11 protein-coding genes are annotated in these 12,200 nt (G+C 32.7%); 4 read left to right on the forward strand and 7 right to left on the reverse strand.

What is annotated here, in order from left to right:
• Nucleotides 1-40: 40 nt before the first annotated feature.
• Together NH26_RS02600 and NH26_RS02605 are read right to left on the reverse strand one after the other, a co-directional pair.
• On the reverse strand, nucleotides 41-1,234 hold the full coding sequence (locus NH26_RS02600) for an acetate/propionate family kinase (protein ID WP_044223874.1): 1,194 nt from the start codon (nucleotides 1,232-1,234) through the stop codon (nucleotides 41-43).
• Between the two features lie 232 nt (nucleotides 1,235-1,466).
• Nucleotides 1,467-3,710: a 7TM diverse intracellular signaling domain-containing protein gene (locus NH26_RS02605; protein WP_044223876.1), complete on the reverse strand. Its 2,244-nt coding sequence runs from the start codon at nucleotides 3,708-3,710 to the stop codon at nucleotides 1,467-1,469.
• A 200-nt stretch (nucleotides 3,711-3,910) separates the two neighbouring features.
• Between NH26_RS02605 and NH26_RS02610 the strand changes: the two genes are divergently transcribed.
• Both NH26_RS02610 and NH26_RS02615 read left to right on the forward strand, forming a co-directional pair.
• Complete coding sequence (locus NH26_RS02610) at nucleotides 3,911-5,110, forward strand: hypothetical protein (RefSeq protein WP_044223878.1); 1,200 nt, start codon at nucleotides 3,911-3,913, stop codon at nucleotides 5,108-5,110.
• 13 nt (nucleotides 5,111-5,123) lie between these two features.
• Entirely contained in the window at nucleotides 5,124-5,426 is a 303-nt protein-coding gene (locus NH26_RS02615) for a hypothetical protein (RefSeq protein WP_044223880.1), read from the forward strand.
• Between the two features lie 2 nt (nucleotides 5,427-5,428).
• Here the strand turns inward: NH26_RS02615 and NH26_RS02620 are convergent, their stop codons facing one another.
• The 5 genes from NH26_RS02620 to infC form a co-directional block, all read right to left on the reverse strand.
• Nucleotides 5,429-6,364, reverse strand: coding sequence for an alpha/beta fold hydrolase (locus NH26_RS02620; RefSeq protein ID WP_044223882.1), 936 nt, complete (start codon nucleotides 6,362-6,364; stop codon nucleotides 5,429-5,431).
• A 7-nt stretch (nucleotides 6,365-6,371) separates the two neighbouring features.
• Complete coding sequence (gene abc-f, locus NH26_RS02625) at nucleotides 6,372-8,321, reverse strand: ribosomal protection-like ABC-F family protein (RefSeq protein WP_044223884.1); 1,950 nt, start codon at nucleotides 8,319-8,321, stop codon at nucleotides 6,372-6,374.
• A gap of 95 nt (nucleotides 8,322-8,416) precedes the next feature.
• Nucleotides 8,417-8,764 (reverse strand): 50S ribosomal protein L20, encoded by a 348-nt coding sequence (gene rplT / locus NH26_RS02630; protein ID WP_044223887.1) that lies wholly within the window; start codon nucleotides 8,762-8,764, stop codon nucleotides 8,417-8,419.
• 65 nt (nucleotides 8,765-8,829) lie between these two features.
• Nucleotides 8,830-9,024 carry a 50S ribosomal protein L35 gene (rpmI, locus tag NH26_RS02635; RefSeq protein WP_044200946.1) on the reverse strand — a complete coding sequence of 65 codons (195 nt, stop codon included), beginning with the start codon at nucleotides 9,022-9,024 and terminating at the stop codon, nucleotides 8,830-8,832.
• Nucleotides 9,025-9,229: 205 nt separating this feature from the next.
• Nucleotides 9,230-9,748 (reverse strand): translation initiation factor IF-3, encoded by a 519-nt coding sequence (gene infC, locus NH26_RS02640; protein WP_044223889.1) that lies wholly within the window; start codon nucleotides 9,746-9,748, stop codon nucleotides 9,230-9,232.
• Nucleotides 9,749-9,963: 215 nt separating this feature from the next.
• Between infC and NH26_RS02645 the strand changes: the two genes are divergently transcribed.
• Together NH26_RS02645 and NH26_RS02655 are read left to right on the forward strand one after the other, a co-directional pair.
• Nucleotides 9,964-11,331, forward strand: coding sequence for a S41 family peptidase (locus tag NH26_RS02645; RefSeq protein WP_044223891.1), 1,368 nt, complete (start codon nucleotides 9,964-9,966; stop codon nucleotides 11,329-11,331).
• Between the two features lie 237 nt (nucleotides 11,332-11,568).
• Nucleotides 11,569-12,180, forward strand: a complete 612-nt coding sequence (locus tag NH26_RS02655) for a nucleotidyltransferase family protein (protein ID WP_044223896.1) — start codon at nucleotides 11,569-11,571, stop codon at nucleotides 12,178-12,180.
• Nucleotides 12,181-12,200 lie beyond the last annotated feature (20 nt).

Here is a 12,200-nt window from a genome sequence, read left to right on the forward strand (position 1 = left end):
GAATTAGTTTCAAGCGGCTTTTTTTGAAGAATATTTACGATTAAGATACAATATCAAAAGTATCTCTAGCAATCATAACTTCCTCATTCGTAGGAATGACGCATACTCTTACTCCATTATTATCTGGAGAGATATCAGCCTCAATACCCATTACTTTATCATTTTTTTCATCATCGACGACGATGCCTAACCCTTCAAGACCTTTAAGGATTTCTCTTCTTGCCTGAGCAGAATTTTCACCAATACCACCAGTAAAAATAATAGTATCTACACCACCAAGAGAAGCCATGTAAGTACCGATATATTTTTTCACATCATAATGGAACATTTCTAATGCTAATTTGGCATCATTATTACCTTTATCAGCAGCAGATGATACGTCTCTATAATCAGATGAAATACCTGAGATACCTTGTAAACCAGACTTTTTATTGATCAATTCAGAGATTCCTGCCATATCAAGATGTTCGTGCTCCGCAATGAAAGGTATTGCACCTGGATCAATAGAACCACAACGAGTACCCATCATAAGTCCATCAGTAGGAGAGAATCCCATTGAAGTTTCTATAGATTTACCATCTTGTATAGCACTTAAAGAACCACCATTACCTAAATGACACGTAATGATTTTTGATGTTTTATCATCGCCATAAATTTCTTTGGCTCTTAAAGAAACATATTGATGAGAAGTACCATGGAAACCATACTTTCTTAATCCATACTTTTTATATAGATCAATCGGTAAAGCATATATAGCTCTATGTTCTGGTATACTATGGTGAAATGCTGTATCAAAAACAGCTACTTGAGAAATACCAGGAATAGCTAGTTCCATTGCCTGTACACCTTTGATGTTAGCGGGGTTGTGTAGAGGAGCTAATTCAATGCAAGATTCGATGCCATGCATTACATCTTCATTTATTAACACACTCTTTGCGAAGGCTTGTCCACCATGAACAATACGGTGACCTACAGCAGATAATTCATCTAAAGAAGAAATGATCTCCATATTTACATCCGTAAGAATGCTTAAAAGGAATTCAATACCTTTAGCATGGTTAGGAATATTTAATTGGAGTGAACTTTTTTTGCCTTTAGCATTTTTGACTGTAATTGACGCGTCTTTCAGTCCTATTTTTTCAATCAAACCTTTACCGATTACCTCTTCCGAAGGCATATCAATAAGCTGGAATTTGATTGATGAACTTCCAGAGTTAAGTATGAGAATTTTCACTATTTAAATGAATTTACTTTAGATATAATTTTTCGTATTGACAATATCTACTTATGATTATTAAAATTTGGGGATAAATATCATCTTTTAAAAATATTAGCCATTTCTTAGTTAAAACTATACATTGTCATTATTATACTTACAAATTTTATATTTTAAGATTGAAAAAAAGAGATTGAAACGTTTTAGTGAATCAATCTCTCTTTTGTTTAAAACCTAAGGGTATTAAATATTAAATCATTCCTTTGGGCTCTACTTTAACTCCTAATAATAATACATCATCCGTCTGTTTTTCTGGCTTATTGATGTCATTATTTTTCCAGTTATGGAAATAAGTATTGAATGCGTCTTTTTGTTCTTCCATTGGCTTGTTGGATAGTTCTAAAATCAGCTCTCTAAGTTTTTTACTTGAGATTTTACGATTATGTTCACCACCAAACTGATCCTGATAACCATCAGAGAAAAGGTAGAAACTAGTTGGAGTAGATAGGGAAATACTATGTTCGTTGATTACCAATTTTTCAATTTTGGTACCTAAACTTAATCTTTCTCCTTTAATGCTATATATTTTGCCTTTTTGAACAAATACTAGTGGAGTGTGTGCACCTGCAAATATTACTTTATTGTTGTTTCTATCCCAAACTATAATTCCAAGGTCCATACCATCTTTAGAGTCTTTTCCTTTTAATATATTTGTGAGGTTTTGTTGCATCTCGATAATAATTCGAGCAGGAGAGGTGATACCTCTTAAGTTGACTATTTTATCTAAAAATCCGCCTCCCATTACAGACATCATAGCACCAGGTACGCCATGACCAGTACAATCGGCTGCAACTAAAATAACTTTATTCTCTTTGGTATTTTCTGAAACCCAATAAAAATCACCAGAAACAGTGTTTTTAGGTTGATACATAATGAAAAAGTCTTTAAATAATCTTTGAAATTCTTCTATAGGAGGAAGAATATTACTTTGGATTCTTTTAGCATAATTAATACTGTCTTGAAGATTTTTCGTGACAGTTTCAAGCTGTTTGTTTTTAACCTCCATCATGTCTCTTTGGGCAGCAATCTCTTCATTGATTTGTTCCAATTCGACATTTGTCTCAGTCATTTTATCATTCATCGATTGAAGTTCTTCTGACTGAGATGTTATTTCTTCATTCTTTAATAAAAGCTGGCTTGCTTGAGTTTCTAGCTCTTCTTTTCTTTCTTCTAGTTCAACAGTGGCTTCTTGCAACTCAGCAGTTCTTTCAACTACTTTATACTCTAGTTCTTCTTTGGCTTTAGCTTCCATTTCAAGCATTTGTTGAATTGCTTCATTTTTTTGCTCTCTATAAACAGCATACTTTTTACTTAAAGCCACAAATAACAGTGGAGCAAGGAATAAGTCACCAAAATCTAATGCGTGTTCAGTGAAGAAATTGTCAGGTAAATGTCCTGTGGCAAATCCAACAAAAACAAATAAGCCAATGCAGTAGATACCCCATGCAGAAATATAATATCTCGCAATTCTTTGCCCTTTACTGTAGGCAATAAAACCTAGTGCTAAAGACATTAAACTAAAAGGAATTGAGATAGCTGTCACTAATTTAATAGCGGCATAATATGAAAGGAATATACTAGTTACGATAGTTGCAAAAGCAAAAACAAAACCGACGATATTTATTCCAAATGCAACATTAGATAATTTCCTTGTTTTGAGGAAGTACAAATTGAATAATGATTCCCCAAGCATCCATAAAGCAATAGATAAAGGTGTTATAATATTTGCCATTTGGGGCAGAGAAGGGAATAAATATTGGAAAGTATGTCCAGTTAATGAAAATGTAAATAATATTTTTGCAATTAATGGAAGAGGATAGAGTAAATAAGAGAAATCTTTTGTAGGTAAGTAGGTGGTTACACTAAGAATGCAAAGCATAGTTAAGATACCTAATATAATACCATAAGATACTTCATACTTCGAGTTAACTTCTGCATATTTCCAAGGTTTGTAAAAGAACATTGGTAATTTTACAATACCATCAGTTTTTACTCTAAAATATACTGTTGCAGCTTCTTTTGATTCTAGTGTAATTGGAAATAAATAATTGTGATGATCGATAGGTCTTTCATCAAAATTAACGTGATCTCCTGTTACGAAATGATTTTTAAGTTTATTGTTCTTTACGATAAAAAATTCTACTTCATCTAAAGGTGCGTAAGGTACTTCAATAAGCCAATCACTTACATTTTCATCCATATTTTGGATGTCAATTTTAGCCCATAAAGATCCTTGTCCATACTCAAAGTTCACATTTGAATTACTATTCCAAGGGGTAAATTTGCTAAACGATTTCACAGAAACATCATCAAATTCTAAAGTGTTTTCCATGTCCATGTAGAAATAGACAAATGGTGCTCCATTTGAAGATTCTTGTTCTTCGCTTAAATACAGGACCTCCTCCAATGACGATCCAAATGAAAATATTGGCATTAAAATGCTCAATATTATGAGTTTAATAAATAATTTCATTGTGTTATTTCGATGCAGTTTAATAAGTGAAGTAAGTTGTAGATTATTATAGTACTTAATACAGAAAATAATATAGAGTCGTATATTGTATTTTTAGTTGATCAACATTATCATTGATATCTTTACAATAACATATTTTTACGTAGAATAATACAAAATTAATGCCTAAGTATTTTTTATTTAATCCCTATTGTGAGCTATCAGTAGCTAAAAATGCTAGAAATTATACTCCAAATAAACAATTTAAGGTGTTGTCTAACGACTTAAGTACACTTCCAGTTTGGTTATTTGGTGATAAAGTCTTCATTATCAATGAGTATGGGGTTAAAAATAGATGGTCCAATCAACTCAAAAAGTTATTTAATAAGGATGTAAGTTTTTTATCATTAAAGCAATTACAAAATAAGGTAATTGAGAAAAAAAGCTTTTTAGTATGGGGTAATTCAATTGATTTTGTGGAGTATTTTTCAAAAAAACCTTATGAAATTAGAGGAATAAATGAATGGACTCTTTCGGATAGAGCCTTGTATCATAGGGAAATAGGGTATAAAATATTGGATTATATCATTAACCTTAAAAGAGAATTTTATATCTCAAAAAGTTTAAAAGGGTCATTTTATTCCTCAGAAATAGAGGTACTTGAAGCTTTCGAAAAGACGTTTGATAAGTTCTCTAATGGAGTTGTTTTTAAGTTGCCCTTCAGTGCATCTGGCCGTGGATTGTTATTATTGAAGAAGAAGGAAATGAATCAAGCAATAGAATCTTGGATTGAAAGTGGGATTTCTGTGCATAATTCTATACTTGTTGAACCTTGGTTAGATAAATTGATGGACTTTTCCCTATTATATGATTTTAATGAAAAAGGGATAGAGTTTTTAGGAGTAACTGTTTTTGATGCTTCGTCTACTGGTCAATATGGAGGAAGCCTGTTAGGAGATTACAAGAAAATAATGCCTGAAGAAATTTCTGATGTTATTTCTGTTCTTGCTAACGATCTTATGCAAGCATTTAAAAGAACTAATGAATACAATTATCATAAAGGAAAACTAGGAGTAGATGCAATGATAATTAGGAGTGATGATGGGACTTTAAAGGTTCACCCTTGTGTAGAGGTGAATGCAAGACACACTATGGGACATATCACATTGGGGTTAAGAAAAGCAGTACACGACCCAAATAGATCTAGGTGGGTGATCACTACTAAAAATCAAATAGAAGATTTTCATCAATTTGAAAAGGAAATGTCTGAAAAGTATCCTTGTAAAATGAAAAACTATAAATTAGAATCAGGTTTTTTTCCGTTAGTTGATGTAAATTTGGTGTCTCAATATTATGCTTACCTTATAGCAGACAAAGAATAACGTCTTATCATAAATGAAGAAATATAGACTTAAATTAAACGAAATAAACTTTCGATTTTTACAGAGTATACTTTTTAAACTTGCAGAAGCATATAAAGATAAAATGCCTGAAGATATCAGTCATCAATTACTTTTAGAATTGTATGATGCTAAATTTAATATATCACTTTTTGATACTAACAAAGAAAAAGTAATGCAATTGAATCGTTCTCAAGTGATGGCATTTCATATATTTTTGTCTGAAATTCCTTTAAAAGGGGAGATAGATTTAATCAGAAATCAATTATTTAATGATTTTGATGTTTTTCTAACATAAGATCAATCTAAATTATGTTGCAGTAACTCTTTCCCAAATTTGATGATACTTTCCATCATATTGGGATGAGATAAAGAATGACCACTTTTATCAATGATATTTAGCTGACTATTTGGTAATAATTCGTGAAGCTGTAATGCAGAAATTGAAGGGGTAACAAGGTCATTTCTGCCATGGGTAATATATACAGGGCAGATAATTGTACTCCTAGCTATAAGTTCCTCAAGACTTTTATTATTAATGATATTGGGTGATTGAATGAAATAATGATTTTCTATTCTTGCACAAGCAATAGCATAATCAGAAGGGCTCCATTGGTAAAGTTCTTCGTAATTAGTGTGTGGATGTTCTGAAGCGAAAGATTCCCATAATAACCAATTCGTACAAAATTGCTTAAAATCAGGTCCGTCCATTGCTTCTTGATAAGATTTTAGGAATACATTTAAGTTGGCTTTATTAATACCTTGATGAAGGATAGAAGCAACATCCGCATACATAGTAGGTGCTGCGGAATAAAATAACCATTCCAACTCTTTTTGATTGCAAAAGAAAATACCCCATAAGTTTAAACCTTTTACATATTGAGGATAATAGCAAGTATAAGCCAATGCCAAGGTAGAACCCCAACTTCCTCCATAAATAAACCAATCTTTAATATGTAACCTTTTTCGTAACTCATCAAGATCGTTAATTAAGTACTCTAGGGTATTGTTATGTAGACTTCCTAATGGTCTGCTATTTCCTGCACCTCTTTGGTCTAACGCAATTAATCGAATTGCAGGTGTATCTTTAAAAATTTCAGAATAGCCCTCACTTAGTCCTGCACCAGGACCGCCGTGTAGATAAAGCACAGGAACACCCAAAGGATGGCCAGATTGCTCATAATAGAGTTCATGTCCATCTTCTGTTATGTAATATCCCTGATCGTAGGCGTTCATGTTAAGGTTATTCTGGTTTTAATTCTTCAAGTTCATCAACTTGCATTGTCCACTCTTCCCAATTCTCAGTGGCTTCATCAAGTTGATCTTTAATTTCTTGGTATGTTTTATTTACTTCTGCTAATTTATCAGTATTTCCGAATATTTCCGGATCCCCCAAAGAACCTTCAACTTCTTCTTTCTTTTCTTCAAGTTCCATGACCAATTCTTCAAATTTTTCCATTTCTGATTTGGCCTTTTTCATTTTCTTTTGCCATTCTTTAAGCCCAATATTTACATGTTTTTTCTTTTCTTTCTTAGGCTTGTCTGTTGTATTTCCTTCTTCTTGATCAAGTTTTTCTAGTAATTCCTTTTCTTGGTCTTGACGTGTTTTCCATTCAACCCACTCTAAATAAGTTCCTGGGTATTCTTTCAGTAACTCATCTTCAATGTACCATATTTTGTTGGCTACATGTGAGATAAAGTGACGGTCGTGAGAAACAATAAGGTAAGTGCCTAAATATTGTTGAAGCGCTTGAATTAGAATATTTACAGAAGGAATGTCTAAGTGGTTGGTGGGTTCGTCAAGCATTAAAAAGTTAGCTTCAGAAATAAGCGTCTTGGCTAATGCAACACGTGATTTTTCTCCACCTGATAATACCTTGATCTTCTTGAATATTTCATCTCCTCCGAATAAGAAACAACCTAAAATGCCTCTTAATTCTTGCTCTGTTTTATCAGATCCCGCTTGCTTTAGTTCATCAAGAATCTCATTTTCGACATGTAAATCTTCTAATTGATGTTGTGCATAGAAGGCTGTAATTACATTATGACCACCTTTTCTTTCCCCTTTGTCAAATTCTTCGCGTCCAGAAATAAGACGAAGTAAAGTTGATTTACCCTTACCATTAGCGCCAATTAAAGCGACTTTGTCTCCTCTCATCAACTGTAAGTTGGCATTCTTAAAGATGACTTTTTCATCATAACCTTTGTCAAAATCATTAAGTTCTGATATAACTTTTCCTGGTTGTTGATTGAATTGGAAGTCCATATTGATTTCTGGATTGTCATTTCTAACATCCTCAATCATGTCCATTCTATCGAGCATTTTAACTCTAGATTGAACTTGTTTTGCTTTAGTCGCTTTTGAACGGAATCTTTCTATGAAACGTTCTGTTTCTTTGATTTTTTGTTGTTGATTCTCATAAGCGTTTTTCTGTAATTCAGCTCTAAGCTTTCTTTCTTCAAGGTAGAAAGAGTAATTTCCTGAGTACGAAGTTAAACGACCTTGAGAAACTTCTACCGTTTGGTTGATGGCTCTATCTAAAAATTCTCTATCGTGAGAAACGATTAATACCGCTCCCTCATAAGTAGAAAGGTAGTTTTCAATCCATTGAATAGAAGGGAGGTCCAAGTGGTTGGTAGGCTCATCAAGCATGAGAACATCAGGTTTCATCAAAAGAAGTTTACCTAACATTACACGCATTCTCCATCCTCCAGAAAAACTATGTAAAGGTCTTTCTAATTCGTGATTTTTAAAACCTAGTCCAGCTAAGATGGCTTCTGCTTTTGATTTGATCGTATACCCTTCCATTGCCTCAAATTTTTCTTGAAGCGTAGCAAGTTTTTCGACTAATTCTTCTTTATAATTTGTCTCCATTTCATGAAGCACTTTATCAATTTGTGCCTGAATTTGTAGAACAGGACCAAATGCTTCCATGGCAACACTTAGAATAGAATCGTCGGTTTGATAGGATAGGAGGTCTTGATTTAGGAAACCAATTGTACATCCTTTAGGCATTGTGATAGAGCCTTCATCTGGAGTTAGATCACCATGAACTAGTTTTAACAATGTGGTTTTACCGGCACCATTATGCCCAACAATACCAATACGGTTTTTAGGGTAAACAGTTAAAGAAGCATTTTGATACATTGTTCTGCTTCCAAAGTGAAATGATACATTGCTAATAGCTAACATAGTGATATATAATTAATCAAAAAGTGGAATTACGAATTAGAAAAAAAGACCTACAACACGAATGTTATAGGTCTTTTGCATATTGAGGAGGTTAATTACTTAACTTTCTCGATAACTGCTTTGAATGCTTCAGGGTGATTCATAGCAAGGTCAGCAAGAACCTTGCGGTTCAATTCAACACCTGCTTTATGTAAGTTACCCATGAATACAGAATAAGACATATCACCGTACATACGAGTAGCAGCGTTGATACGTTGGATCCATAAGCTACGGAAGTTTCTCTTCTTATGTTTACGACCGATGTAAGCATATTGCCAGCCTTTTTCAACTGTATTTTTTGCTACTGTCCAAACATTTTTACGAGCACCGTAATAACCTTTTGAGAACTTAAGGATTTTTTTTCTTCTAGCGCGAGACGCGACGTGGTTGACCGATCTAGGCATTTTTTTCTAAATTTAATAAGTTTTGTAAATCAATTTGTTTGATAAAGTAATTGTGAATGTTTGACTTATAGCCAAAGCATTTTTTTCACGTTAACTGTATCAGCCTTGTCTACCTCACCCATCAAAGTTAGGTTACGCTTTTGTTTAGTCGTTTTCTTAGTTAAGATGTGCGACTTGTAAGCGTGCTTTCTTCTGATTTTGCCAGTACCTGACAACTTGAAACGTTTTTTCGCTCCAGATTTAGTTTTAACCTTTGGCATTTTACCTTTCAGTTATTAAGAGCCTAAACTCTTAAGGTGAAACATTTATTAAGATGCGATTACCTACGGCAGCCAATAGCCTCGGTATTTCGCTTGCATTGATTGTGAAATTCATCACAAAAAATGCACACCTGTATAAAACAAGCGTGCAAATTTAATCAATATTATCGTTAAGTCAATAACCAATAAGGATTATTTACTTAATTTATTTCTTAGGTTGATTAGGAGAGATGAACATGATCATTCTACGACCTTCAATACGCATCTGACCTTCAATTTTACCGTGTTCCTGAATTTTTTCAGAAAAACGTTGTAAAAGTTCTCTACCTCTGTCTTTGTAAATGATTGTACGACCATGGAAATGGACATACGCCTTTACTTTATTACCTTCATTCAAGAATTTTACGGCATGCTTTGTTTTAAAGTCTAAATCGTGTTGATCGGTGTTTGGACCAAAACGAATTTCCTTTACAACTGTTTTAGATGCTTTAGCCTTTAACTCTTTTTCGCGTTTTTTCTGCTCGTACTTGAATTTCGAGTAGTCAATAATCTTACAAACAGGAGGTTTAGCGTTAGGTGATATTTCTACTAGATCTAAATCTAGGTTTTCAGCCATTCTTAAAGCTTCATCTCTTGAAAATACACCGTTTTCTACATTTTCACCAACTAATCGAACTTCTCTGACTCTGATTTGGTGGTTGGTTCTATGAGAATCTTTTGCCATCTAGGAACTTAATTTCGTTTAAAAACTTTTTAAAATTTACTAAAATTTCAATTCTATTTAACTACTTTTGATAATAGTTAGTAGAAACATAAAATTCACTGCTAAGGTACTAACTTATTTTTTTCTTTAACTATAAACTTCTTAGAAAAATGTGAAAAAATTCAATTTTTAATAAAACAAAGAAACATTAACAATCAATTCAAGATTAAACAACCATGAAAAAGCTCTTATTTTTAGTAATAACAATTCAATTATTTATCTCTTGTAATAAAGAGGAAGATCCAATCGCACCAACAATTACTTCAGGAATCAATAAGGTTTACCTTAACAATCTAATGAAGCAATGGTATTTATGGAACGATGAATTACCTGAGACAATTGACATTGACAAATACGACACTCAAAACACAATGCTCGAAGCATTAAAGAATGACCAAGATAGATGGTCATTAATACAAGATAAAGCTGAATATGAAGCATATTATCAATCAGGTACTGTAACAGATGAAAATACAGGGGCTCATGGTCTTTATTTATCTGTTTTTGAAAATGGAGATTTGTATATAAGGTTTACTTATCCAGGGTCTCAAGCATTTTCAAATGATTTGGATAGAGGATCAAAAATCAATAAAATTAATGATGTTGATGTCAGTACTGTAACCACAGAAGAAATCAATAATTTATTAGGAGCAAACGTAAAAGGAGTAACTAATAAATTTGAAATTACTACTCCAGATATTTATGTATACAACGATGAAGGAGCTTTAGAGAAGCAAGATGGAGTAACTAAAACAATTGAAATTTCTAAGGAAGCTGTAGTTGTTGCACCTATTGTACATAAAAATGTGATTACCGTTAACAGAAATGGTCAAAAGGTAAAAGTAGGACATCTTGTTTTTATGTCGTTTATAGAAACTGCTGAACAAGCATTAAATACAGCCTTTGCAGAATTTAAAGCTGAAGGAGTTTCTGAAGTGATTCTTGATTTACGCTATAACGGTGGAGGTAGAGTGAATATTGCTGCTCAGTTATCTGGGTTATTAGCACCTACAGAGGCGAATGGAAAAGATCTTTTTAGATACAGACACAACAATAGACAAGCTGAAGAAAATAGTGATTATCAATTGGAAATAGAAGATGCTAATCTAAATTTAGATAGAGTGTTTATGTTGACAACAGGTAACACTGCCTCAGCTAGTGAACTAATGATTAATGCATTAAGACCTTTTATGGATGTGCAAGTTATTGGTGAAAGAACACATGGTAAGCCAGTAGGTAGTTATGGTTTCGAGAACAATAACTTCATTTATTCTATTATTTCTCTTAGAATTCTAAATGCCAATAATGAAGGAAATTATTTTGATGGTTTAGCTGTTGATCAGGTTGCAGGTGATGACCCTTCTTATAACTGGGCTGACACAAGAGAACCGATGCTTTACCAAGCACTACAAATGATACAAAATGGTGCTTATGACGGAGGGTCTGCTGCTAGAAAAGGACATTTTGATCTTGATAACTTCAAAGATCATGATGATAAGTATAAAAATGTATTTATTATCGATAAGAAAGAATTGAAAAATTAAATTCTATAAATAATTTTTTTTAAAGTAAAAATGACTTTATCAGTTATTTGGTTTTAAAAAGTGATAAGAACCCTTTGTGATAACGTTTTATTGCAAAGGGTTCTTTATCTTTGTAAAAAAGTGGCTGTATTACACTTTTATCGATTTGGAAAATCTTTTTTCTAAGTAGGATAACAGGTAGACTAGTCAAGCTTTGAACATTCAAATACAAAGTTTTATCCATATAAAAGGCAATAAATGCAAACTGTAGGCAAAGTTGGGGTGCTCATTATCGCAGCAGGTGGTTCTAAGAGGTTAGGAAAACCAAAACAATTATTAGAGTACAAAGGGAGTACTTTATTACAACATAGTATTGATAAAGCAAAAAATCTTCATAATGCTGAAATAGCAGTTGTATTAGGAGCGTATTATGATGAATTATATCCTGTAATTGAAAATGAAGGGGTTCACATCATAAAAAATGAAAATTGGTCGAATGGACAGGGAGGTAGTATTGCCACTGGTGTTTCTTATTTTGCCAATCATCAAGATAGATTTTCTAAAGTATTAATCATGTTATCTGATATGCCTTTGGTTAAGGTTTCTCATTTAGGTAATTTGATAGAAAAATCAAAAGACACGAAAATTGTCATGTCAAAATATGATGGTTTCACAGGTGTACCTGCTGTTTTTGATCAAATGGTATTTCCTGAATTGACGCTTTTAGAAGGAAATTTTGGAGCTAAATCTATTGTAAGAAAGAATAAACACTCTTTTGGTTCAGTAGAATCTAGAGTTCCATTTTTAGATGTTGATACAGAAAGTGATTATCTTAAGCTATTAAAGCTAAGTAAAGAAGATGATATTTAATTTAACTTCTATAAATCAAA

Origin of the sequence: Flammeovirga pacifica (assembly GCF_000807855.2) — a bacterium.
GTDB classification, from domain to species: Bacteria; Bacteroidota; Bacteroidia; order Cytophagales; family Flammeovirgaceae; genus Flammeovirga; species Flammeovirga pacifica.

Excerpts from the sequence above, each read along its gene's own strand:
- NH26_RS02645 (WP_044223891.1), top strand. The coding sequence starts at position 9,964 with ATGAAAAAGCTCTTATTTTTAGTAATAACAATTCAATTATTTATCTCT.
- NH26_RS02655 (WP_044223896.1), top strand. The coding sequence starts at position 11,569 with ATGCAAACTGTAGGCAAAGTTGGGGTGCTCATTATCGCAGCAGGTGGT.
- infC (WP_044223889.1), bottom strand. The coding sequence starts at position 9,748 with ATGGCAAAAGATTCTCATAGAACCAACCACCAAATCAGAGTCAGAGAA.
- abc-f (WP_044223884.1), bottom strand. The coding sequence starts at position 8,321 with ATGTTAGCTATTAGCAATGTATCATTTCACTTTGGAAGCAGAACAATG.
- NH26_RS02620 (WP_044223882.1), bottom strand. The coding sequence starts at position 6,364 with ATGAACGCCTACGATCAGGGATATTACATAACAGAAGATGGACATGAA.
- rpmI (WP_044200946.1), bottom strand. The coding sequence starts at position 9,024 with ATGCCAAAGGTTAAAACTAAATCTGGAGCGAAAAAACGTTTCAAGTTG.
- rplT (WP_044223887.1), bottom strand. The coding sequence starts at position 8,764 with ATGCCTAGATCGGTCAACCACGTCGCGTCTCGCGCTAGAAGAAAAAAA.
- NH26_RS02610 (WP_044223878.1), top strand. The coding sequence starts at position 3,911 with ATGCCTAAGTATTTTTTATTTAATCCCTATTGTGAGCTATCAGTAGCT.
- NH26_RS02615 (WP_044223880.1), top strand. The coding sequence starts at position 5,124 with ATGAAGAAATATAGACTTAAATTAAACGAAATAAACTTTCGATTTTTA.
- NH26_RS02605 (WP_044223876.1), bottom strand. The coding sequence starts at position 3,710 with ATGCCAATATTTTCATTTGGATCGTCATTGGAGGAGGTCCTGTATTTA.